Source organism: Chryseobacterium sp. 27AL (assembly GCF_057815395.1).
The window spans coordinates 585,095-610,509 of the sequence record NZ_JBYRIW010000001.1; the positions used below are offsets into that span (position 1 = coordinate 585,095).

The window sequence follows — 25,415 nt, forward strand, 5'->3', positions numbered from 1 at the left end:
ATGACACAGGAAGAAATCGGAATTGCTCCGTCACACATCCCCACTGTTGTCTCAGGAAAATATGAGATGAAGGCCAATCTGCAGAACAATCTTACCAATGTTGATGAGCAGAACATTGTTTTCTATGTGGCCGGTTATAATTATACTATTCCTCAGAATGAAATATTGGCAGTGCATCCTCCTATGGAACATACGGGCGACTTTGCCGGTACTTTTCCGCATATACAATTCAGAAGAAGTACGTTGCCCTGGGAGTTTGACTGCCGGTCAGAAGGAAACAGAATACCTTATATTTTCCTGGTTTTACTTAAGGAAGATGAACTGGCGTCCGGAAAATTTGAAATATTGGAAACCAACACCAATGACTTAAAGGATTCATTAGAAGATGTAAATGAACCGAAACCACTGAAAATTCTTAATGTTCTAGACGATAATAACAAGATTTTTCCTTCTATAGATTTTGTATCCCAGCTAGCACATGTAAGAGTTCAGGAACATGAAGAACTTAAAGACCTGAACCTTCCCAAAGAAACAAGTATTGTCATTTCTCATCGTATGGTGGAACCTGATACAAAGTATAAAGCTTTCGTCTGCTACTATTCTGCTGAGATCGTTATCAAGGAAAAGGATAAATATCAATTAAATAATTCAAATTCAAACAATGAATATCAAAGGACAAAATCATGTGTAGTTTTATCTGAATGGTCTTTTGAAAGCATCAGCGCTGATTTATATCAGATTGATACAAATAAGCTGAAGACGCATCCGGATTTTAGTGTCTTTCAAAAAGATTTAGCCGAATCGGAAGTTTTACCGTTAAAAGATTTAAAAACAGTTGCAAATGTTGAACTTCGTAAGTTAATTTCCATTAATGAAGCTTATTTAAAAGGACGTAAAGACCGATGGAAAACATTACCTGAACCCAAATCCGTTCGTGATTTTGAGTATAATGAAGAGATTAATTTTAAAGAAGAAAACAATTATATTCTTGAATATTTAAAGTACAGTGGCAAAAACCTAAAAGGTTATTTATATGAACTAAAGCTTGAATCTTTTAAGACTAAAATCAACATCAATAATGAAGCGGTTGTCAAATTGCTGGATGTCGCAAAAGTGCCGGTAGAACATCAGCTGAAAGCGGGTGGAAAAATCGTTTCATGGTATCAGGGGTCTTTTACCAACTGGAATTATTCATTTAACCTGAACAGTTTAATACAAGATAAAGGCTGGACAGATGTTCCCGATCATCAGGATTACCTGAATCTTTTTAACGATGATACGAAGATGTATGATATGACCTACGCTGCGGCGTGGCAGTTAGGCCGGTTAATGATCATGAACGATAACAAAATCCTTCAGGAACTGAAAAAATGGAAGAATGAACTGGAATTACATCATTTGATACAAGAGCAAAACCGATACAGCTATCTGCCTAATCTGGCAACCCAGGCGCCACAGCTTCCTGATTTATTATCGGATTATATTGCAGACTTGCTTCGGTTTAAAAATTTTCCTGTTTATTACCTGCTTCCTCATGCAGATTTAAGTACTGAAGAAAGCATTAAATACTTTAAAATTGATAATTCCTGGATGTTGGCATTTTTATACGGGATTTTTAGTGCCGGTCCAAAACTAAGTCTAAAAGATTTTGAAGAGTACATTTTAAAAAACAAAACGCTTCATCAAGTATTCGATGATAATAAGTCCTATTACGGAATTTTGCTTCAGTCACAAAGTATTAAAAACTGGCCTCATCTGGTCATAGAATTGAATAGAAGCACTGATTTTCATTATGTAACGGAAATTAATGATACCATCCGTCTGTACGTCACTGATCAGAAATTCTCTGATATCGAAATTTATCTCAAAAATGAAAACGCTCATTTTGGAAAAGAATATAACGCTGAAGAAGATAAGTTCACTGAACTGTCAACTGACAGTGTAAAATTGGCTAATAATTATCTGTACAAACAGCCTAAAGTAGAATTTAAACTAGGCTGGATGCAATAAATTTATCTTCAATTATAATATTTTTATCTTGAATTTTATGGGTTATTTTAACTGATTATCTTCTGCGTATTGTTCTTTTCAGTAATATGATTGATATTTTGCGATTGCAGTACAAATTTTGATAATGAAGTCTTTGAAACTTACACTATATTTGTAAATCGCTGCTAAAAAATGAAAAATATACCCATATTATTGGTTCTTTTAATTTTGATCTGTTGTAATTCTGACAAAATTTCAGAAAATTCAATAGATTTTAATAACAAGGCTGTACATTCTCTTCGTTCTGAAAAATATTCTGAAGCGCTGAATTATTCTGAAGAAGCTATTCTGGCAGACGATAAAAATTATCAGGCTTAATAACCATAAACTAATTTTAAATGAAAAATAGAATTATACGAAATATTCGGATTGGAGTAATACTCGCTTTACTCCTGCTGATTGGGAGTTCTATCGCATCTTATATTAGTATACAGAAGCAGACGGAGAACAGAAAAAGTCTTTTAAAAAGTAAGGAATCCATAAGCTTAGTAAAAGATGTTTTAAATTCCCTCTTAGATGCAGAAACGGGCATCCGAGGATATCAGCTTACCGGTCATGAAAGTTTTCTTGAGCCTTTCACGAAAAGTGAGAAGAAATATCCGCAGCTTGTCGCCGATAAAAACAGGCTGGATCTTAAAGATAAACACCAGGTTGCGCTTCTTGATGAACTCATGCGCACTTCAGATATCTTGATGGAAGGGGATTCATTACTCATTGAGAACCGTAGAAAAGGCATATTAATGACCAGAGAAGAACTTGTACAAAACAAGATCGCTATGGACAGATGTCGGATATTGGTACAGCAATTTGTTAAATATGAAGAAGTTCAGCAGGCCATTAAGAATAAAGATCTGAACAAGTCTTCAAACTCGACAGTTGTATTTATCATTTTTTCTGCCATAGCAGCCATTGCGGTTACCGTTTTCTTTTACATGCAGGTAAGATCTGATCTTATTCGCAGGGACAAATTAGAAAAAGATTTGTTTTATACCAAGGAAATTCTTGAGCAAACCAGCACGGTAGCACAGGTAGGAGGCTGGGAAGCAAACGTAGATACAGGCGATCTCTTCTGGTCGGAGAGTACCAAAGAAATCCATAAAATAGACAATGATTTTCATCCGGATTTCGAAAATGCCATAGCATTTTACAAAGAAGACAACAGGGAAAGGATAAAATATCTTTTTGATAGGGCAGTGAAAGAAGGAATTTCTTTTGATGAAGAGTTTCAGCTCGTCCGTAATGACGGCGTTACGATCTGGGTGAGAGTAAAAGGAATTCCTGAATTTGAAAATGGCGTATGCAAGAGGGTTTTCGGAATTATCCAGGATATTGATGCCTACAAAAAAATGTTTTTGGAAATTACCAGAAAGGAAGCCATGATGCAGTCTTTTGTAACCGATGTTCCGATTCCTCTGGCCATGTTTGATAAAGACCTGAACTATGTTTCGGTAAGCAACAGATGGAAGGAGGAATTCAATATGCATGATATGGATCTTATCGGAAACAATTTATTCACCATATCTCCCAATGTTCCCGAAGAAAGAAAAGAAATATACCGTAATGCTCTGTTGGGAAAAACCTATATCAATGAAGACTTTACGGTAAAATTAGACAGTAAAGAAGAAGTTCAGCATTATGACCTTAAAGTAGGACCATGGTATCTTACGGAAGATGAAGTGGGTGGTATAATAATTTCCGTACAGAATATTACCACTGCAGTACAGGTAAATGAAGAACTGAAAAATGCCAAGGAAATGGCGGATATTGCAAGCAAAGCAAAGTCTGAGTTTCTGGCCAATATGAGCCATGAGATCCGTACTCCTTTAAATGGGGTTATAGGATTTTCAGACCTTTTATTAAGGACACCACTTACGGAAACACAGATGCAATATCTGAACTATATCAATGAATCGGGGGAAAACCTGCTGAATATTATTAATGATATTCTGGATTTTTCTAAAATAGAGTCTGGGAAAATGGAGCTTCTCATTGAAAAAAGTGACGTTTATGACATGCTGAGCCAGGTAATTAACGTTATTCTCTATCAGTCCCAGAAAAAAAATATCGAACTTCTTCTGAATATTGAGCCGGGACTTCCGAAAACGCTTCTTATTGATGAATCAAGATTAAAACAGATCCTGATCAATCTTTTGGGAAATGCCGTGAAATTTACAGAGAAAGGCGAGATCGAGCTGAAAGTGGAGAAGCTGGAGATGAATGATAAAAATATAGCGTTGCGCTTCTCTGTAAGGGATACAGGAATCGGTATTCCTGTTGAAAAACAGAAATTTATTTTTGATGCTTTCACCCAGGAAAACAGCTCTATCAGTAAAAAATATGGCGGAACGGGCCTTGGGCTTACTATTTCAAACAATATCCTGAAATATATGGGAAGTCACCTGTCGCTGATCAGTGAGCCGGAAAAAGGTTCTGTATTTTTCTTCGATATTGAAATACCTTATGAAATTTCTGAATTCAGGGAAGAAAACGATCTCACCATCAAAAGAGTACTGGTGGTGGATGATAACGAAACCAACAGAATTATTCTTGAGCATATGCTTGCCTATAAGAATATCGAGTCCACACTGGCTGCCAACGGAATGGAGGCCCTGGAGATCCTGATGAAAGGTGAGCGTTTCGATGTGATTCTGTTGGATTATCATATGCCTATCATGTCCGGATTGGAAACGATAGATAAAATAAGAGAGCTGTTCAATCAGCGAAAAGAGATTTCCCCATTCATCATACTTTCTTCTTCCTCGGAAGAAATAGACGTAATAGCTTCAATTAGGGAAAGAGAAAACTCTTATTTGCTGTTAAAGCCTGTCAAATCAGATGACTTATATAAAACGCTGAAAAAGGTAGCTCAGAATAATGTTGTAGAGATCATTCAGGATCAGTCCGAAAAAAACTCTTATTCCTTTGCCCAGGAGCTTGAAGTTCTTTTGGTCGATGATAATCCGGTGAATATGGTACTCAATAACAAAATGATACATTCAATGACTCCCGATGCGCACATTACCGAGGCTGTCAATGGTCTGGAAGCTTTGGAAGAGTGCCGCGGAAAACAGTTTTCCATTATTCTTATGGATGTTCAGATGCCAGTGATGACCGGTATAGAAGCAACACAACAGATACGTAAATTGTCGGGCTACGAAAATATACCCATTATAGGGGTTACGGCTGGAAATGTATTAGGTGAAAAAGAAAAATGTCTGGAAGCCGGTATGACTGATTTCCTTCCCAAGCCTCTCCGCCAGGCAGATCTTCAGGAAATACTCAAAAAATATATCAGTATCAGCGCCCGTGATGATAAAAGTGCTGACGCTAATCATTATGCACAAGATCAACCGGAAATAAAACCTGAAAAATACATCAATATTAAGATGCTCAACGAACAGATCGGCGATGATGATGATTTCAAAGAAATGTTCCTCGATCTGCTTATCCAACAGCTTACCGAGGCAGAAAATAATATAGAAAGAGCAGCAGAAGAAAAAGATATTGCAGAAATGCGCACAGTTCTTCATAAACTGAGAGGTACCGGAGGAAGTGCCGGACTTTTTAAACTTTCGGAATGCGCCCTGAAATGGGAAAAAATGGAGGAAGACCAAATGAATTTTTCATTGATGAATAGTGAAATTAAACAGCAAATAAAGCTAGGATTAATTGCTGTTAAAGATTTTATGAAGTAAAAGGACTTTATAAATTATTTAATTACGCTAATTTATTCACTAAGTTGGATTTGTGGTACGCTTTTCGGCCTCGTGGGAATAAGACATAGCTCCTATTTTTGTATTTTCGTGTACCGAAACTTTAGCAACAATGAAGGATAATGTACCACCCTTAAATTTTGAGCAACTTATTAACGTACTTTCTTTCACAAACATGGCTACTGCTGTACATGTTGGCGAAGATGCAAGGATTGAATTTGCAAATCAGGCGATGTTAACCATCTGGGGCAGAGGGCCAGAGGTTATCGGAAAAGGCCTTGGAGAAGCAATGCCCGAACTATCGGATCAGCCATTTATAGAAATGTTTGCAAAAGTCTGGCGTGAAGGCATTACCATTTCAGGAAATGATACACCTGCAGAAATATTAGTAGATGGTAAGCTGGGTACTTATTACTTCGATTTTGAATACCGTGCCATAAAGGATGCAGATGGTCGTGTAATAGCCATATTGCACACTGCTACTGATGTCACCGAGCGCTATCTCAACAGACGCGAACTGGAAGAGGCTAGCCAGAATAAAAAATTACTGATCCGCGAGCAGTCACTCAATGAGCAGCTTGCAGCAGCAAATGAAGAATTAAGTGCAATCAATGAAGAACTCCATGCCAGCAGGGAAGAGCTTTCAAGGATGAATACCGAGCTGGAGCATATCGTGGAAGATCGTGTGAAGGCTTTAGTTGAGAGTGAAGAACGCTTTAGATCTATGGCTGATAATACAGATGTTCTCATAGCTGTACGCGATGAGAAGGGCCAGCTGATTTATTTTAATAAGGCATGGGAACAGCTTAGCGGGCGAACCAAAGGACAGCTTATCAGCATGGGATGGCATGATTTGATTCATCCTCACGATAAGCAAAGATTTTTGGAAACTCATCAGCAGGCGTTTGCCCGAAAAGCTTCGTACAGCGCTGAGATGCGGCTGCTCGGGTCAGACGGATCTTATCATTGGCTGCTAAAAAAAGGCACACCCAGATTTTTTTCTGACGGAAGCTTTGCCGGCTTTATCAGCTCCTGCGTCGATATTACACAGCTAAAGCTGAGTGAGCAGCAGCTGCAGGATATGAATGAAGAATTAGCAGCTTCCAATGAAGAGTTTGCCGCTCTCAATGAGGAACTTGCAACAACCAACGAAGAACTTGCAGAATCCAATGAAGAGTTGCTGCGCAGTGAAGCAAGATTCCGGAATCTGATAAAACAGGCACCGGTTGCCATATGTGTGATCCGGGCTGAAGATCTGATTGTTACTGAAGTGAATGACGGTTATCTCGAATTGGTAGGGAAATCGAGGGAACAGTTAGAAAAACGTTTTATTTGGGAAGGCGTGGCTGAAGCTGCTGAAGTATATTCACCCATCATGCAGCAGGTGATCACAACAGGAGTTGCCTTCCACGGAAGAGAACACGAACTTATTTTGAACCGCAATGGCGTAGATGAAACTCTGTTTATTGATTTTGTTTATGAGCCGGTGACTGACTTAAAAGGAAAAGTTATAGCAATCATGGTGGTAGGAAACGATGTGACTGATAAAGTAATGGCAAGAAGACAGATTGAAGACGTTGAAGAGCGTAACCGTCTTGCTATTGAAGCGGCAGAAATTGGCACCTACGAATTCACCTATGCAGACCAGTCTGTGATTGGTTCTAAGCGTTTTGATGAGATCTTTGGAGTAATAAGTCCCGTTCCGAGGGCACAGATACTTGCTGCTTATCACCCTTTGGATCTTCACCTGAGTGATCAAGCTCATGAGATTGCCCGAAAAACCGGAAAGCTCTTTTATGAAACCCGTATTGTGCTTGCGAATGACTCCGTGAAATGGGTTCGCTTGCATGGGAATGTCCATTATGATGATAAGGGTAATGTAAAAAAGTTGCTTGGTACCGTGATGGATATTACCGCTCTAAAACAAATCCAGCAACAGAAAGATGATTTTATTTCGATTGCGAGTCATGAACTCAAAACACCGCTTACCAGCCTGAAGGCTTCTTTACAGCTTCTCGAGCGGATGAAAGCAAACCCAACTGCTTTGCTTCCACGGTTAATTGATCAATCCAACAGAAGTATGGAAAAGATTTCCGAGTTAGTTGAAGAATTGTTAAACGTGACCAGAATAAATGAAGGCAAGGTTATGCTAAACAAAAAGAAGTTTGATTTAGCACATCTCGTAGAAGAATGCTGCTCACATGTCATACATTTAGGAACCCATGAGCTGGTGGTAGAAGGTGAAAGCAATTTGAAGATCACAGCAGATGAAAACCGGATACAGCAGGTCATTATTAATTTTATTAATAATGCCATCAAATATGCGCCTCAAAGCAGACAGATATTCCTGGCCATCGAACATGTTATTGATTCGGTTAAGGTTTCAGTCACGGACACAGGTCCTGGTATTCCGGCTGATAAGCTACCGTATCTGTTCGAAAGATATTATCGGGTAGATCCGAAAGGGATACAAGCTTCAGGATTAGGCTTAGGATTGTATATCAGTGCAGATATTATCGAACGTCATGGTGGAAAGATCGGTGTTGAAAGCATCGAAGGTAAAGGAAGCACTTTTTGGTTTACGCTGCCTGATGAGGTTGAAACGCTTGACGAATGAATCAAGGCCTAATGAACTGATAAGAAACTGTCCGGGTGATTATAGCTGCATTTTCTGTTAAAATGAAAGAGTTTAATGGATATTCAAGCCACGCCAATGGAATTTTGAAATTTACACAATAGGACAGGGGATCTGTCCGTTGTAGTTTGTGCTGAATGTTGTGACACAATGTAATTAGGATAATTTTTTAGCAATTAAATTAAATTTTTACGTACTACCCGCATTCAGTAAATTATTTTTAGCTGAATTTGCAGATTTACGATTATCTTATTGTGAGTTGGAAAATTAGGATATAATTAATTCTAATTGATAAAAAAACGGCACCACCACAAATATGCTTCCGCTTTGGCATTTTCTTTTAAGACTGAAAGAAAAAACGATTTACTTATATTTGTCTTGCAAATCAAATCAAATGTTCAAAAAAGTAATCATTGTACTTATCCTTTTCTTTTATACGGTTTTTTGTTCGGCCCAACAGGTTCGGCCCGCCAGATCATCTGAAATTTACCGCGAACTCAAAACACTTAAGAACCTGCCTAAAGTTTTATACCTTGCGGCTCACCCCGACGACGAAAATACAGGATTACTCTCCTGGCTGGTAAACGACCAAAATCTAGAAACCGCCTACTTGTCGTTAACAAGAGGTGATGGCGGTCAGAATTTATTAGGTACAGAACAGGGGGCTGCATTGGGCTTAATCAGAACGCATGAGCTGTTGGAAGCAAGAAAATTGGATGGTGCGCAACAGTTTTTTACCCGGGCAATTGATTTCGGGTTCTCTAAAAATACTACCGATACCTTTAAACAATGGGATGAATACAGTATTATTGCTGATGTAGTCTGGGTAATTCGTAAATTCCGCCCGGATGTTATCATTTGTCGTTTTCCACCTAATGCTGCGGCAGGTCACGGACAGCATGCCGCTTCGGCCGTGGTTGCAGAAAAGGCTTTTAAGCTCGCTGGTGATAAAACCGTTTTCCCGAATCAGTTAAAATATGTCAATGCATGGCAGCCAAAACGTGTATTATGGAACACTTTCCGGTTCGGTGCAGTCAATACAACTGCTGAAAATCAGCTGAAAGTCACGGTCGGGCAATATGATGCACAACTGGGAATGGGCTATGGTGAACTCGCAGGATTAAGCAGAAGTTTACATAAAAGTCAGGGGGCGGGGACACAGTCTGTAGCCGGGATAAAAACTGAATATTTTGCTCATGTTGCCGGCGAGCCTGCTAAAACGACACTTTTTGACGGAATCGTTAAAACCTGGACTAAAGAAGGAAATCCTGATATTGACCAAGCTTTAGATAAAATCATTTCCATTTTTAATTTCAATAATCCGGAAAACAGCTTGCCTGCCTTGCTTGTTTTGCGGAAAAAAATGATGGCGTTACAAAATTCGGAGCTAAAAATAGATAAACTCAAAGCTCTTGACCATATCATTTTAAGCTGCGCTGGTTTTATGGGTGAGCTCGTTACCAATCAGGCCGAAGCTGTTGCCGGTGATCAATATAATTTTAAGTTAAATCTGATTTCAAGAGCTACAAACCCTGTGGTTTTAGAAGATGTACAATGGCTAAGTAAATCAGAAAACTTCAACAGAAAACTGTCAAAAGATTCCTTAATTACCATTCAGCAAGACATTCAGATTCCTGAAGATGCAACACTCACAGAACCTTACTGGCTGTCAAAACCAGCCTTAAATGCGGCAACTTTCTCTGTTACGAATGATACGTTAATCGGTTTGCCTGAGGAAGAATCACCACTGAATGTTTTGCTTGGTTTAAGAATAGGTTCGGAAAAGTTTCAGGTGAAGATTCCTTTATCATTCAAGAAATTAGATCCGGTTCGTGGTGATGTAGTGGAAGCCTTGCGTATTGTTCCCGCCCTGGAACTGAAGTTTACACAATCTCTCTATTTAGTTAAAGAAAATGAAGATTTACATGTGGGTGTAAATGTTAAGGTTAATTCGGGAAAACCATTCGTCAATGGTAAGCTCAACCTGATGTATAACGGAGAACGATTAGGCGGCGCTGATGTAAGTTCGATCAACGGGAAAGATTTTACCATCAATTGCGTTATTCCCAAAAATAAACTTGTCTCAGTACATTCAAATCGTTTGCAGTTGGAAGCAAATTATGTTGCAGATGGAGTAATGTTTAATAAAAAACAAGTATTAATTCAGTATCCGCATTTACCCTCCTTACAGTATTTTGCGCCTGCATCGGTCATCGTAATGAAAGGCGATATTCAGGCAAAGATTAAAAAGGTTGGCTACATCGAAGGTGCGGGCGATTTTATTCCGGAGTTTCTCCGTATTGCTGGCATTCAGGTAGATGTTTTAAAAGACGAAGATTTTTACGGTACCATAAATGAATCCGGCGGAAACGGGAATTTAAACAAACTTTCGCAATACGATGCCATTGTAATGGGTGTCCGTGCAAACAATACAGAGAAAAAGCTGGGTCGCTGGATGCCTTTTTTATGGTCTTACGTAAAAAACGGAGGAAATTTGGTAATGCAGTATAACACGAACCAGGATAAAACTGTTGATCAACTGGGGATATATGATTTTCGTATTGCAAATAAGCGGGTTACCGAAGAAAATTCCGCGGTCACATTTTTAAATCCGGATCATAAATTACTGAATTTTCCCAATAAAATTACTGCCGATGATTTTAAAGGCTGGGTACAGGAGCGTGGCGCCTATTTTCCTGATCAATGGGACGCAGCGTATGAACCGCTTTTTGAAATGCACGATACGGATGAAGAGCCGTTGCAGGGTTCAACATTATATGCCAGATACGGGAAAGGTAACTTCATTTATACTCCGCTGGCGTTTTTCCGACAGCTGCCTGCCGGAAATATTGGTGCAGCAAAATTATTTTTAAACTTTTTATCCGCCCAGAAAAACTGATGAATAAGAAAGTTAGAAATTGGAATACCTGGTATATATTATTAGTAGCTGCAACGGTTTTTCAGATTGCATTTTATTATTGGTTTACTAAATTCTGGTCATGAGTAATATAGATTGGGGCATTCTCCTATTTACCCTTATTGCAGTGGTAATTTACGGTGTATTTATCGGCCGTGGACAAAAGAACAATGAAACCTACCTGAAAGCGGATAATAAAATGCCCTGGTACATCGTGCTTATCGGTATTATGGCTACGCAGGCAAGTGCCATTACCTTTCTTTCGGCGCCGGGTCAGGCTTATACCGACGGCATGCGTTTCGTTCAGTATTACTTTGGTTTGCCACTGGCGATGATTGTGATCTGCATCACCTTTATCCCGATTTTTCAGCGCTTGAATGTCTACACCGCCTATGAATATTTGGAAAACCGCTTTGATAAAAAAACCAGGGTGCTCACTTCATTGCTTTTCCTTTTTTCCAGAGGTTTATCAACAGGAATCAGTATTTACGCTCCGAGTATTATCTTATCAAGTGTTTTAAACTGGAACATTTATGTAACCAATATTTTAACAGGTGGAATTTTGTTGATTTATACCTACGTTGGCGGAGCCAAAGCGATTGCACACACCCAAAAACTGCAGTTTCTTATTATCTTGGGAACCATGGCTTTTGCCGGTTATCTGCTTATTCAGAATATGCCGAGTGGAATCGGTTTTAAGGATGCGCTTTATCTGGCCGGGAAATCCGGAAAGCTGAATGTAATCACCACAGAATTCGACTGGAAAGATAAGTACAATATCTGGAGCGGGTTAATCGGCGGTTTTTTTCTGGCGCTTTCTTATTTCGGGACAGATCAGAGTCAGGTCGGAAGATATATTACTGCAAAAGACAATACCAATGCAAAAATGGGCTTGCTGCTGAACGGATTGGTTAAAATCCCCATGCAGTTTGCGATTCTCCTGATAGGTGCTTTGCTTTTTGCCTTCTTCTCTTTAAAACCGGCACCGATTTATTTTAATGAACGTTCATATCAATACTTAAAACAAAATCAGCCTGAGAAGGCTGCGGTATTCGAAAAAGAGCATCAGGATTTACAGGCAAAATTTAATGCAGAATCGAAAGAAATTCTGAAGCTTAAAGAAGCTCAAGCTCCGCAGTTGGAAGCAAAAATTCAGGATTTTAAAAATACTCAGGCCCGGGTAAAAGCACTTCACGGCAGGGTAGAGGAAGCAATCAATCTATCAAACTATGATGCGGAGAAAACGGATACCAATTATATTTTCCTGTATTTTGTAAAAAACACTTTGCCTGTAGGAATGATCGGTTTGTTGTTTGCCGTTATCTTTCTGGCAAGCTGGGGTTCCATCTCAGCAGCGCTCAATTCCCTTGCTGCCTGCTCGTTAAAAGATATTCATTTGATCTTCAAAAAAGAAATTCCTGATGAGAAAACCGAATTGAAGTATAGCCGCCTGCATACTTTAGCCTGGGGGATTTTCTCTATTGGTGTCGCCATGTTTGCCACGCAGATGGGTTCCCTTATTGAAGCGGTGAATGTATTAGGTTCTCTTTTCTATGGTCCTATACTGGGAATTTTTCTGATTGCATTTTACTATAAAAAAATCAACGGACAGAATGTATTCATTGCTGCAATCTTAGCAGAAATTGCGGTAATTGCCGTGTATCAGTTTGATGTCGTTTCATTTCTCTGGCTCAATGTAATCGGAGCGGCAGCAGTAGTTTTATTTTCGGCAATCGGGTTATTGTTTTATAAGCCGAAAGCAGTAAATTCGTAAACAATATAAACAAACAAAAATATTATGAAAACGATCCTTAAATCTGCTACCGTACTTGTTGCTGCAATGACGATTTCTGTAAATGCATTTGCACAGGAAACTAAAAAACCTGCAAGTCCTGCAGCTACTGCTACAGGAAAAATTAAAGATGCCAACATTAGCATAAACTACAGCAGCCCTTCTGTTAAAGGGCGTACGATATGGGGAGATCTGGTACCTTATGATAAAGTTTGGCGTGCGGGTGCTAATGAAGCAACTACTTTCGAAACGGATAAAGACATTACTGTTCAGGGTAAAAAACTGCCTGCCGGTAAATATAGCTTTTTCTTAATTCCTAAGGAATCCGGCACCTGGACTGCGGTTTTCAACAAAGAGCCAAAACAATGGGGTGCTTATAAATATGAAGAAGCTAAAGATGCTTTACGTGTTGACGTAAAAACAAAAGCTTTACAGGCAAAACAGGAAACTTTAGTTTATAAAGTAAACAAAAATGGATTCACTATGGATTGGGATAAAATCTCAGTTCCTGTTGAGGTAAAATAAATTATTAGGATCCTGTATTTCTAGCCCTGAAATTTGATATTGTATTAAAAATAGAAAAGCCAGATCATGTGGGCTGATCCATGTAATATTAATCGTTTCATGTCTTACCCGCAAATGCTATAATTCTTTTCATAAAGCCCGGAAACATAATACAGAATTTCCGGCTTTATGCTTTTATATGAAAAAGTGTTAATTATCGGACCAATAAAGTCGTTGCAGGAGCCGCGATTATTCCTGATGTTCCATCTATGCCAAAAATATAACTGGTACATACTAAATAGATCATAAAATTATTTCTACTGGATAAATTTAAATCAACCCTTTAGCAATTCTCCCCAACTGTTTCAGTTTGTCATCTATCTGTTCCGACCAGCGTTGTCCGTAGCTCAACCGCATACAGTTAGTAAACTGGTTTTGCAATGAAAACATCCTGCCCGGAGCAATACTTATTTTTTGACGGATAGCCAGATCGTACAATTCCGTAGTATCAATTCTTTTGTCCAGTTCTACCCAAAGCATAAACCCGCCTTGCGGTTGGCTTATTTTGCTTCCTTCCGGAAAATACCCGGCAACTGCTCTGGCAAATTGCAGACTATTGGCGTGCAGCTCACTTCTTAATTTCCGAAGATGATGCTCATACCTGCCTTTTTCAAGGAAATTAGCGATAGCTTCCTGTGTTATCGTGGTAGAAGATACAGTATGAATGAGCTTCTGATGAACGATTTTATCTTTAAACTTTCCCGGAGCTAACCAGCCCACACGATACCCCGGAGCTAATGTTTTGGACACCGAGCCGCTCCAAAGAACCAAACCTTCCTCATCAAATGCTTTACAAGGTTTAGGACGGCTGTTCCCGAAATATACATCGCCATACAAATCATCTTCTATGAGTGGAATGTTTTTTTCGGCAAGCATTTTTACGACTTCTTTTTTATGCTCATCGGGCATACAGCTTCCCAACGGGTTGTTGAAATTAGAAACCAGGATGCACACTTTTATTTTGGGCAGGACTTTTTTTAGAGCATCGGGTTTAATTCCGGTAATAGGATGTGTTGGCAATTCAAGAACTTTTAATCCCAAACTTTTTGCCAGTTGCAATATGCCGAAATAAACAGGACTTTCAACAGCAATCGTATCGCCTTTTTGTGTAAGTGCCATCAACCCGAATGAAATGGCATTCATCGCTCCGGCTGTGGTAACAATGTCGTCTTCATTCAAATTTCCATTCCAGGTATAAGTCAATCGGGCAATATCCCTGCGTAATTTTCGGTTTCCCTGAATTTCTTCGTATTCCGTACCGCTTCCCTGAAGGTTACGCATAGCATTGACCAACTCTTTGTTGAGTTTGGCGATAGGTAGCAATTCGTTTTCGGGGACGCCAAGAGAAAACCGGGTAACATCTTTATTGCTTAACGTCGAATATACATTGGAAATCAGTTTTTCTACACCTATTGGTTCAGCTCCGCCGGAAGGTTTACTGACTGAAGGAACAGATAAATATACAGGTTTGTAACTGACATAGTAGCCGGACTGTGGCCTGGAAATAATCATTCCTTTCGCTTCCAGCTCAAGATAGGCTTTTACAGCTGTTGTCATACTCACGCCATATTCACGGTGCAGTGTACGCAGTGAGGGAATCTTATCTCCTGTTTTCAGTGTGCCGTTTCTTATTTTTTCTTCTAATGCACAAGCGATTTTTTGATATAGGCTTTCTTTCATAGTCATTAAACTGTATTCTGTAAAATTATAAAAATTGTATCTGTACTTGTATCTTTTTTATGCGTTATTTTGCTTTGTAATTTATCAGTTTACTATGGGCAATCATAAAAATTGGCTGGCATTTGCTGCTCTGGCTGTCGTTTGTTTAGTTTGGGGAACCACTTATTTTGCTATTCGCATTGGGGTAGAAACCTTTCCGCCCTTTTTATTTGCAGCGGTAAGACAAGTCATTGCAGGAGGTATATTATTGCTGGTGCTTCAACTCACGGGGAACCTGGAACTAAGCAAAAGGGACTTTTTATATCAGTCCGTTCCGGGCGTTTTGATGGTAGCATTAGGAAACGGCGTGATTGGTTGGTGCGAACGTTACATTTCGAGCGGACTGGCAGCATTGATTTTGTCGCTCATTCCGGTTTTTGTTGTAGTGATCAGTTATTTGTTCGGGTTTGACAGAAGAAAACCTCATTGGCTAATCGTTACAGGCTTGGTATTAGGTTGTTTGGGAATAACGCTTATTTTCAAGGATAACCTGAAAGATCTTGCCAATCCTGAATATTTTATGGGGATGCTGATAGCTTTCGGGGCTTGTTTGGCCTGGGCTTCGGGGAGCGTATATGCTAAATACAAAATCCCCAACAGCAAGAATGTATTGCAAAATGCAGCTTTACAACTTTTTTCCGGAGGTATTGCCCTCTTTGCCTTCAGCACTTTTTTGGATGATTATACCGAATTGAAAACCGTTACATCGTCGAGCATCTGGGCATTGGTTTACCTGATTATAATAGGTTCCATCATTGCATATTCTGCTTTTGTGTACGCCCTGAAACATTTGCCGATAGGCATTTCATCCCTGTATGCCTATATCAATCCGTTCATTGCGATTATGCTCGGATTTCTCTTCCTGAATGAAAAACTAACCGGTATCACTTTATGGGCATTGGTCGCTACTTTGGGCGGTGTGTATTGCATTAATAGAGGTTATCAGAAAATGGCAAAGAAATGAGAATAGAGCGAACCATCATAGAAGATATTCCAATGATAGAAAAGATATACCGCGAAGCAAGAACCTATCAATTTCAGCAAACTGGATACGGTTGGCCTGTATTTAGTAAATCATTTATTGAAAATGAGATTACAGATAAAAGACACTTTAAAGTAGTGGATGAAGAGGGCGAAATGGCAGGCGTTTTTTCCACAGTAGTAGTCGAACCCATTATCTGGAATGACAAAGACGGAAAGCAAGCCATTTATTTACACCGTATGGCGATACGCAACCGGTACAGAGGGAACAATATTGCAAAAGAGGTAGTGAACTGGGCGATGACCGAAGCGTGGAAACACAAGAAAAAATTTATACGAGTTGATACTTGGGCAAACAATGATGCATTGACCGACTATTACCGAAAATTAGGATTTGAATGGGTAGGTAAAAAACAGTTACCACCGACAAGCGATTTGCCGGAACACTATAACAATATAGAGGTCAATTTATTCGAGATAAGATTATGAAAGCGATAAACATTGAAAGTTACCGTCCCGAATGGAAAACCTATTTTGAGCAATTCAACCGGGCGTGGATTGAAAAATATTTTGTGTTGGAAGATATTGACAAATATGTTCTTTCCAATCCCGAAGAAGCTATTTTAAAAGGTGGTGGGAAAATCCTGTTCGCTGTTTATGACGGTAAAGTAATCGGAACTGTCGCTTTGAAAAAAACGGATGATGAAACAATGGAACTGACCAAAATGGCGGTGGATGAAAATTATCAGGGCATCGGAGCGGGAAAAATGCTGTGTCAGGCTGCTATTGATAAAGCAAAAGATTTGAGCGTAAAAAAGTTAGAACTCTACACGCAATCTGCATTGAAAACGGCTTTGGGCATTTACAGAAAATTAGGTTTTGCTGAAGTTCCCATTGAGCAAGGAAAGTACCAAAGGGCAGATATAAAAATGAAAATGGAATTATGAAAAAAGAAAAAACAGATAGTTTTCATATCAAAACTGGCTTTAAAAATATGAACGTAAAAGCTGTACATCAGTTTTTAAGTACAGAAAGCTATTGGGCAAAAGGAATTCCGTTGAAGACCGTAAGTACCGCATTGAAAAATTCTTTTTGTGTAGGATTATTTGAAAATGAAAAACAGATTGGCTTTGCCCGACTGGTAACAGACTATGCCACTTTCGGTTATTTGGCAGATGTGTATATTTTGGAAGAATACAGAGGGAAGGGATTATCAAAAATGATGATGAAACACCTAATGGAATTGCATTTTGTAAAAGGGCTAAGAAGGACATTATTGGCAACATTAGATGCTCATTCGCTTTACCGTCAGTTTGGATTTCAATCTCCTGAAAACCCGGAGCGATTGATGGAAATAAAAAAGAATAATCTTTATAAAAGTATTTAGTCTATGAATCTATGGGACTTTGACTGCGTCGAACCTTTGGTTTGTGGTTATATAAAAAGTTTAAACGGACTTATTTAAAAAAACACCTGACAAAAAAACAGATTAATATGGAGATTACCAATATTAAATCTTTTCTTGAGTATTACGATAAGATACGGCAACGCACCAATCGTCTGATTGCCTTTATTCCACCGGAGTATATGGACTGGGCATACAAGCCCGGAAAGTTTACCATTGCCGATCAGGTAAGACATATTGCAGCCATTGAGCGGTATATGTTTGCCGAAACCATTTTAGGAAATCCTTGCATTTACAATGGGTGTGGTAAAGAACTCGCCGACGGCTATGATAATGTGGTTCATTATTTCAACGAGAAACACGAAGAATCATTAGCCATTTTCAAAAGTCTGAGCGATGAAGATTTACAACGTAAATGCCTGACACCCGGTAATGCTCCAATTACAGTTTGGAAGTGGCTTCGGGCAATGACCGAACACGAGATTCATCACAGGGCACAGCTTTATATTTACCTGAACCTGTTGGACGTAAAAACGCCACCAATGTTTGGGTTGAGTTCAGAGGAAATTATTCAAAACAGCCAATCAAAATAAACGGATATGAATACATACTTTGCAAAAGAATGGCTTGATGCCTGGAACAGCCACGATTTAGATAAGATCATGGAGCATTACAGCGAAAACATAGATTTTGTTTCTCCAATTATTCAACAAATGGAAATAAACGCAGAAGGCAAAATTTCCAACAAAAGAGATTTAAGGGAATACTTTTCCAAAGCCCTGCAAAAATATCCCGATTTGCATTTTGAATTCTACCACGAACTTAAAGGAGCCCATTCAACCGTTTTGTTCTACCGAAGTGTCAACAATTCCCTTTCGGCAGAATATATGGAATTGAACAATGAAGGGAAAGTAAGTAAAGTCAGGGCACATTATAAATTTGAAACATAATGAAAAACTTATTTGTCATTACGGGCGGGCCCGGAGCAGGGAAAACAACTTTGTTGAATGCTCTGTCAGCAAATGGATATAAAACCATTCCGGAAGCTGCCAGAGAAATTATTCGTGAAGAAACAGAAACAGACGGAGAGGCTTTGCCGTGGAAAAACAAACCCCTTTATACAGATAAAATGATAGAGGCATCCATTTTAGATTACAACAGAGCAACGGCAAGTCTCCCAAATGAAATCTGCTTTTTCGACCGCAGCATTTTGGATGCCGTTTGTTATGCGGATATGATTGGCTATGTACTTTCAACGGAAACGATGAAAAAAGTGCTGAATTGCTCATACAATCCTAAGGTATTTATCCTGCCACCCTGGAAAGAAATTTATCATACGGACAGTGAACGAAAACAGGACTGGCAGGAAGCTGAATACACCTACTTCCAAATTAAAAATGTCTATGAAAGATACGGTTATGAAGTCATAAACGTACCGAAAGTAAATATCGATGAAAGAAAAGAATTTGTATTAACCCAAATAAAATAGAGAAATGAACAGCTATTTAGAAAGTATCAAAAAGCAATTCCTGTATTACAAAATGCTTGGAGAAAAAGCAATGGAACAATTACTGGAAGATCAATTATTCTGGCAGTATAACGAGGAAAGCAACAGTATTGCCATTCTTGTCAATCATATTGCAGGAAATATGTTGTCAAGATTTACGGATTTCCTGACCACAGATGGAGAAAAGCCCTGGCGAAACCGTGATGCGGAATTTACCAACCCTTTTCAGAATAAAGCTGAATTAATGGCCCATTGGAATAAAGGTTGGGATTGCCTGATGAATGCTTTAAACCAGCTTACGGAAGCAGATTTAGAGAAAATAATTTATATACGTAATGACGGTCATACGGTTACCGAAGCCATCAACCGGCAGTTAGCCCATTATCCTTACCATATTGGTCAGTTGGTTTTTATAGCCAAAATGCTGAAAAATGAAGACTGGCAAACTTTGTCTATCGCACGAAATACATCCGAAGATTACAACAACCGCAAGGTTTCACAGGAAAAGACAGACGGAACTATACGGATGATTTATAGAAAGATAACGATATGATATCCCTTCCCTAAAATCTCAAGATAAAGTGATCGGGGAAGCGATTTATCTTGCTTCTGTTTTTATTTTTATTTTTAGTTTATGGTTGTATTATCTCATTCTTTTTAATATTTGATAAGGAAATTACACACTGTCAATTGGTTATTAATTCTAAATGCTTTATAAACTCTTTACATTTATTAAAATCGTAGTAAGAATTCTTTAATTTTTCAATTTGAAATTTCAGTGGTAAGAACTTACCGTATTTCGAAAAATCCAGAATCTCAGGAGTATTTTCCAGAAGATTTTCTAAAATGAAATCGAAATTAATATTGCATGATTCTATGCTTTTTAATTTTAACATAAATTCTTCCTGAGTAGTTTTTATCTCAAAAGAAGAATCCAGATCAGAGTAAATATTCTGAATTCCTAAAATGTCAAACATAAGTTTCAGTGTTCTGTTTATTTTCGAGCCTGTAAATGAGTAAAATATAAGATTTTTGTTGGTTGAAAGTAAAGGTCGTTCTGTGATAATATCTGAAAAATCAAAGACTGAAAATTCTTTCTGCATTTCCAATATAACATCCTGGCTTTGTTCATCAAGAAAATAATATTCTTTTTTAGAAACCAGCACTTCCAGCATTTTTTCTCTGATTTTGTCTGCGATATTGGCTCCGTTGCCCTCAAAGACTGGTTTCTTACCATCTTTTGCAGGAATGACTTCTATTTTCTTTGATTTTAAGTCAATTGCTATGATTTTCCAGATTCTTGCAGATAAGTAAATATTTTCATCTTCTCTAATCTGTAGGGTTAATGGGATTTCGCCCACCTTATTTCCTTTATGAGATACTTTGAATAAATTTTCGGTTTGAAAAACGCTGTAAAACTCTCTGTTGTTAACAATTTTCTCTCCCTCAATTCCTAAAATCAATTCTGAACCAAGTTGTTCAAGAAGATCTTTTTCAACCAAGAATGCAATGATTTCTTCGATTTCATTTTCTGATATATTTTTGAAAGCACAGTTATGATGTAATTCACTAAGCAAATTTTCTTTTGATATTCCAGAACTGCCTTTTATGATGGAAAGTATCTGGTGAAGTAATATATCGTAAGACTTTTCATTCAAAGAAACCGGCTCAATATACTTCTCATCATATAAAAGCCAACATGCAACTGATTGTAATAGTGTCCAACGATTAGTAGCATACAAAAACAAATTACTTGCTTTGTCATCTCTTCGTCCACTTCTTCCTACTCTCTGTATTAATGAAGCAATGCTATGTGTAGCATCAATCTGAACGACTTGGTCCACACTTCCAATATCAATTCCTAATTCCAATGTGGAAGTACACGCTATACTAAAGTTTTCATATGTGTTATTCTTTGCAAAGAATTCTACATATTCCCTCACTTCCTTATCTACGGAAGAATGATGGGAAAAGTAATTTTGGTGTCCTCCGACTTTATCAGAAATCTTTCTCAATTTCACGGCAACTTCCTCAACTCTTCCCCTTGCATTTGGAAAAATCAATGATTTGCTATTTCTTGTCTGAATATATAAATCTTTTAATAATTCAAGAGGCAGTTCTGCACCGCTGCCTTCAAAATATCTGAAGACTGCATTAATAGGTTTGGGGTTTGTATCCCGTATGATTTTTGTGCTTTCAACGTCTCCGAGGAAACTTTTCAGTTCTAAATATTGGTTAGAATCACTGACGGTTGCAGAAAGTGCTATCGTTTTGAATCTGGTTTTATTTATTTTTTGTAAACGTGATAAAATAGATTGCAATTGAACGCCTCTGTCGGAACCTAAAAAAGAGTGAACTTCATCAATTACTACATATTCTAATGAAGCAAACAAATGTTTTACGTTATAGGGTTTATTCACAAACATTGCTTCTAAAGATTCCGGTGTAATCAGAACGATTCCGTTCGGATTTTTCAGCAGTTTATCTTTCTGGCTTTTGCTCGCCTCACCGTGCCATTTGGTTACACTGATGTCCAAATATTCACACAATTCTTCAACACGACGGAACTGGTCATTAATCAAAGCAATCAAAGGAGAAATGTAAAGAACTTTCACACCCTCTTCTCTAAAATCTGTTCTTGATAAAATGGGTAGAAACGCAGCTTCCGTTTTTCCGGAAGCCGTTCTGGAAATTAACACATAATTATTCTCAGTTGATAATATTCTTTGGATGGCTGCTTCCTGAATCGGTCGTAAACTTTCCCAGCCTTTGTCTCTGATGTATTTCCTTATGGGTTCAGAAAGTAGATTGAATGCTGTCATAATTCTTCAATACTATCCAGAATATTTAAGTCATTTGGCCGCTCGTCTTCAATTTCAATGTCACCAAACAATTGCTTTTTGTCAACATTCGGGTTTTGACGAATGATATTGAGAATATTCAAGAAATCACGAATAACTTCTCTGGGTGTCAGGAATTCTGATGCACCTGGCTTGTTAAACATTTCTTCCATAAAAGCAGAAATCTCCTCATCAGAAATATTTATTTCAGTTTTATAATTGAAATCAAAGATTAATTTCAGTTTTTTCAAAAGAACAAATATTTCGTTATGGTCCAAAGGCGTAAGTTTAATAACAGGCTGTGCAAAGTCGCGTATTTCCAACGTTTCAAATTTGTTGGTCTGCAATCTGGATTTTAATGCCTGGTAGCTAAACAAACCTCTTCTTTCGTTTTCAAGAAATTCTCTTGTCCCGGCAAAGTTGATGAATAGATTAGACACTTTTCCCTGAAAACAGTCATTGTAAATCGTAAGAATTTTCTCATAGTTTTTCTCACGCATTACGGAGGTGGAAATTTTATAAAGGTTGATAGCCTCGTCAAGATTTATCATAAATCCGCTATATCCCATACTTACAAACAGCTTGCAGAAATTTTTGAGCATATCATAAAAATTATGGTCATTGATAATCTCCCGGACACCCAAATCCTGCCTTGCTTCGGTCTTTGTTTTATATTCTCCCTTCAGCCACTTTAATGCATTCCTTCTTAAAAGTTCATCATTTTTGATATAGCCTTCGTAATATTTAACGATGACTGAACCAAAATCAAAACCGCCTACTTCTGTGATTTCGTTGATGGTTTTCATTATGGTGTTTTGAATGAGTCCAAGATATTCTTCATTACGGATATCAACCAATGAAATATTGTTTTCCTGCGCCGTTTTTGAAATAACCTGCTCAATCCATTTTTCCAATAATGTCTGTAGAGCACTTCCTTCCGGCTTGGTCTGGATAGCAATGTTATCCATAATTGCCGAATATAATAAAACACTTTTTCCATCATTGGCATAAAGGCGGTTATCCGGAGTAAAATCTGCATTTGCAACCACAAATTTTTGTTTTAGGGCTACAGTATTAAGCAGATGAAGCATAAATGATTTACCGCTTCCGAAGTCTCCGATCCAGAATTTTGCAATGCTGTGTCCGTTGTTCACGTCATTCAGTGCCGTAATAAAGGCTTCTATTTCCTCTGTTCTTCCTACTGTTATATGCTGCACTCCGATTTTTGGAACAACACCTCCCACAAGAGAGTTAATAATAGAGGTAGCTTCTTTTGGTTTAATATTATCAATCATTGTTTAATAGTTTTTTGTAATAATCTGGAGATATGGTAAAATAGTCGTCGTCTTCTTCAATCAATACATCATCCAGTGCTTCATAACAGGATTCATTAATTGAATCAATAACCGAGTTCATCATTTGGTTTTTGCTTTTCAATACTTCTTCCAATTCATTTCGGGAAATACTGAAGCTGTTTTTTTCAAAGATTTCCAATACCTCTTTCTGAAGTTCTGAAAGGCGTAAATCTGAATTAAATCTTGATATGGCGGATTCTGTATTATTATCGCTGGCTATATGAATCTGAACTTCTGCGGTTTCATTTTCTTCTGCGGAATCAGATGTTTTTACGTCATCCTCCAATTCGTCCTGAAGATATTCATTCAGAAGATTGACCGTTCCGGAATGCTGTTTCTGAACCTCTTGTATTGAATTTCTGTCGATAACAATTTTTTTTCGTTTTGGCTCATATAGGGAAGCTATTCTGTTCAAGGCATTTTCAAGTTGCCTGTCTTTAATAAAATCATTCAGAATCTCTTCAAAATCTCTTAATTGTTCATCAGTTTTAAAAAGACTTTTCTGAATGGTCTTATTCATCTGCTTGTTATCAAACTTTGATGATTTCAAATCGGAATCTATGTAATAAACATAAAGCTTAAGAGAACTTAGCTTATCCAGTTTCGCCATAAACTTGGAAGCTTCATAAAAAATATTTTCTACGGAAGGATTTTTTATGTTTTCATCGGCTAGTCTGATAATTTGATTTTCAAAGTCGACTATATCCGTATAAGTTTGTGTTATTGTTTCAAATTTAGATTTCCAGCGGGTGGTATTGCTTTCGTTCAATAACTTTTCGGTTTCAGTATCAGGAGAAAGAATATTCTTCTGATCATCAATTAAGAACACATCTAATTTTGAAATCACTTTTTCATAGTACGGTGTAAAAATTTCAGGTGAATTATAATTAAACTCTGCTGTCAGTTTCCTCTTATTTGAGTAAACCTCTCTGACATTGTTTTCACTTAATTTCAGAATGTGCCCATAAATTTCACCTTTTACCGAATCAAAACTATATTTATAGTTTTGACTGCCTTTTCTGTATCGGTAATATTTTCTAACAATTAAATCAGACAATTCATCCATCAGATTAACGAATGAATTATCATTAGAAACATAATTGTTCTGAAGAAAATCGACAGCCCTTAAAAACTGTTTCAGGATTTCAGTTTTACAGAATTCAACACTATTAAAGACATTAGTTTGAAGCCAAATTCTGTTTAGGATTTCTTCTTGCTCAGTTGAAAGATTAAGCTTTTTCTTATATTTTTTACCAAGCTTCCAATAATCATAATCATATTGTTGATTTTTTTCTCTGAAATGTTCTGCTTCGTCATCCATATTAAATTCTTCAAGCTTCTGTAGCAGAAATGACACACCATATGATTTTGTTCGCGGAAAAGTATTTCCTAGCATTTCTAATTGATATTCGATTTTTTTATAATCCTTATGAACTTCAAAATCATTTAATAAATCGAAAAGTAGAATAAAGGCATAGTTTGTATTTCCATTGAGAGAAAGAACATTCCCCTTTAAAAATTCCGTTCTGAATTTGTCATAAAAATTTCGCTGCTCTTTTGTTGCGTAATTAATTTCATCATAAGAGTAGACATACTGATGCGGCCAATAAGGAACAGAAGAATAAGATGATGACGAAGACGAAGATGAATACCCTGATGTAATCTTTATATTACTTATCACAGTGCTCATCAAATCGGATACATCAATAATTGAATCATCCTTCATTTTAGATTCTACAGAATTTATCTGTTTTTCAGGTTGGGATGGGATGATCTCTTTTCTTTTTTCGCTATACTTTTTTTGAGGTTGTACTTTTACGGCATTAGAACTTGTATTCTTAAAAGTCACTTTGTTTTTAGGCGTTTTCTTTTGATTTTTGCTTATGGCAATGATAAAAAATAAAATTACCAGAATGATAAAAAAAGTCATATTTTCCT

At 37.7% G+C, this 25,415-nt stretch carries 19 protein-coding genes; 15 read left to right on the forward strand and 4 right to left on the reverse strand.

The genetic code is table 11. The features are described from left to right. The 7 genes from AC3WV0_RS02460 to AC3WV0_RS02490 all read left to right on the forward strand — a co-directional run bounded on the left by AC3WV0_RS02460 (window position 1) and on the right by AC3WV0_RS02490 (window position 13,631). Complete coding sequence (locus AC3WV0_RS02460) at window positions 1-2,010, forward strand: hypothetical protein (protein ID WP_488843686.1); 2,010 nt, start codon at window positions 1-3, stop codon at window positions 2,008-2,010. Between the two features lie 171 nt (window positions 2,011-2,181). Beyond that, window positions 2,182-2,367: a hypothetical protein gene (locus tag AC3WV0_RS02465; RefSeq protein WP_488843688.1), complete on the forward strand. Its 186-nt coding sequence runs from the start codon at window positions 2,182-2,184 to the stop codon at window positions 2,365-2,367. Between the two features lie 20 nt (window positions 2,368-2,387). After that, entirely contained in the window at window positions 2,388-5,744 is a 3,357-nt protein-coding gene (locus tag AC3WV0_RS02470; RefSeq protein ID WP_488843690.1) for a response regulator, read from the forward strand. Window positions 5,745-5,937: 193 nt separating this feature from the next. Continuing rightward, window positions 5,938-8,379 carry a PAS domain S-box protein gene (locus tag AC3WV0_RS02475; RefSeq protein ID WP_488843692.1) on the forward strand — a complete coding sequence of 814 codons (2,442 nt, stop codon included), beginning with the start codon at window positions 5,938-5,940 and terminating at the stop codon, window positions 8,377-8,379. A 412-nt stretch (window positions 8,380-8,791) separates the two neighbouring features. Then, a complete protein-coding gene (locus AC3WV0_RS02480; protein WP_488843694.1) occupies window positions 8,792-11,296 on the forward strand; it encodes a PIG-L family deacetylase in 2,505 nt (834 codons plus the stop codon). A gap of 100 nt (window positions 11,297-11,396) precedes the next feature. Then, window positions 11,397-13,088 carry a sodium:solute symporter family protein gene (locus AC3WV0_RS02485; protein ID WP_488843696.1) on the forward strand — a complete coding sequence of 564 codons (1,692 nt, stop codon included), beginning with the start codon at window positions 11,397-11,399 and terminating at the stop codon, window positions 13,086-13,088. A gap of 24 nt (window positions 13,089-13,112) precedes the next feature. Beyond that, complete coding sequence (locus AC3WV0_RS02490; protein ID WP_488843698.1) at window positions 13,113-13,631, forward strand: DUF2911 domain-containing protein; 519 nt, start codon at window positions 13,113-13,115, stop codon at window positions 13,629-13,631. 309 nt (window positions 13,632-13,940) lie between these two features. On the opposite strand, the gene AC3WV0_RS02495 is transcribed toward AC3WV0_RS02490, so the two are convergent. Then, the gene (locus AC3WV0_RS02495; protein WP_488843700.1) at window positions 13,941-15,350 is read right to left on the reverse strand and encodes an aminotransferase-like domain-containing protein; all 1,410 of its coding nucleotides are present in this window, start codon (window positions 15,348-15,350) and stop codon (window positions 13,941-13,943) included. 94 nt (window positions 15,351-15,444) lie between these two features. Here AC3WV0_RS02495 and AC3WV0_RS02500 point away from each other — a divergent pair, with 94 nt between their 5' ends. The 8 genes from AC3WV0_RS02500 to AC3WV0_RS02535 all read left to right on the forward strand — a co-directional run bounded on the left by AC3WV0_RS02500 (window position 15,445) and on the right by AC3WV0_RS02535 (window position 19,835). After that, window positions 15,445-16,353, forward strand: coding sequence for an EamA family transporter (locus tag AC3WV0_RS02500; protein WP_488843702.1), 909 nt, complete (start codon window positions 15,445-15,447; stop codon window positions 16,351-16,353). Next, window positions 16,350-16,859: a GNAT family N-acetyltransferase gene (locus tag AC3WV0_RS02505; RefSeq protein ID WP_488843704.1), complete on the forward strand. Its 510-nt coding sequence runs from the start codon at window positions 16,350-16,352 to the stop codon at window positions 16,857-16,859. Before AC3WV0_RS02500 ends, AC3WV0_RS02505 begins: the two co-directional genes overlap by 4 nt. After that, window positions 16,856-17,317 (forward strand): GNAT family N-acetyltransferase, encoded by a 462-nt coding sequence (locus AC3WV0_RS02510; RefSeq protein WP_488843706.1) that lies wholly within the window; start codon window positions 16,856-16,858, stop codon window positions 17,315-17,317. The genes AC3WV0_RS02505 and AC3WV0_RS02510 overlap by 4 nt, the downstream gene beginning before the upstream one ends. Then, window positions 17,314-17,757: a GNAT family N-acetyltransferase gene (locus tag AC3WV0_RS02515; protein WP_488843708.1), complete on the forward strand. Its 444-nt coding sequence runs from the start codon at window positions 17,314-17,316 to the stop codon at window positions 17,755-17,757. The genes AC3WV0_RS02510 and AC3WV0_RS02515 overlap by 4 nt, the downstream gene beginning before the upstream one ends. A 107-nt stretch (window positions 17,758-17,864) precedes the next feature. Continuing rightward, a complete protein-coding gene (locus AC3WV0_RS02520) occupies window positions 17,865-18,368 on the forward strand; it encodes a DinB family protein (protein WP_488843710.1) in 504 nt (167 codons plus the stop codon). A 6-nt stretch (window positions 18,369-18,374) separates the two neighbouring features. Continuing rightward, window positions 18,375-18,725, forward strand: coding sequence for a nuclear transport factor 2 family protein (locus AC3WV0_RS02525; protein WP_488843712.1), 351 nt, complete (start codon window positions 18,375-18,377; stop codon window positions 18,723-18,725). Further along, complete coding sequence (locus AC3WV0_RS02530) at window positions 18,725-19,264, forward strand: AAA family ATPase (protein WP_488843713.1); 540 nt, start codon at window positions 18,725-18,727, stop codon at window positions 19,262-19,264. The genes AC3WV0_RS02525 and AC3WV0_RS02530 overlap by 1 nt, the downstream gene beginning before the upstream one ends. Before the next feature lie 4 nt (window positions 19,265-19,268). Continuing rightward, a complete protein-coding gene (locus AC3WV0_RS02535) occupies window positions 19,269-19,835 on the forward strand; it encodes a DUF1572 domain-containing protein (protein WP_488843715.1) in 567 nt (188 codons plus the stop codon). 133 nt (window positions 19,836-19,968) lie between these two features. Here the strand turns inward: AC3WV0_RS02535 and AC3WV0_RS02540 are convergent, their stop codons facing one another. Genes AC3WV0_RS02540 through AC3WV0_RS02550 form a run of 3 tightly spaced genes read right to left on the reverse strand, consistent with a single transcriptional unit; the run spans window position 19,969 to window position 25,407 of the window. Beyond that, window positions 19,969-22,104, reverse strand: a complete 2,136-nt coding sequence (locus tag AC3WV0_RS02540; protein WP_488843717.1) for a DEAD/DEAH box helicase — start codon at window positions 22,102-22,104, stop codon at window positions 19,969-19,971. Next, window positions 22,101-23,417: an ATP-binding protein gene (locus AC3WV0_RS02545; protein ID WP_488843719.1), complete on the reverse strand. Its 1,317-nt coding sequence runs from the start codon at window positions 23,415-23,417 to the stop codon at window positions 22,101-22,103. Before AC3WV0_RS02545 ends, AC3WV0_RS02540 begins: the two co-directional genes overlap by 4 nt. After that, window positions 23,410-25,407, reverse strand: a complete 1,998-nt coding sequence (locus AC3WV0_RS02550; protein ID WP_488843721.1) for a tellurite resistance TerB C-terminal domain-containing protein — start codon at window positions 25,405-25,407, stop codon at window positions 23,410-23,412. Before AC3WV0_RS02550 ends, AC3WV0_RS02545 begins: the two co-directional genes overlap by 8 nt. Between the last annotated feature and the right edge of the window lie 8 nt (window positions 25,408-25,415).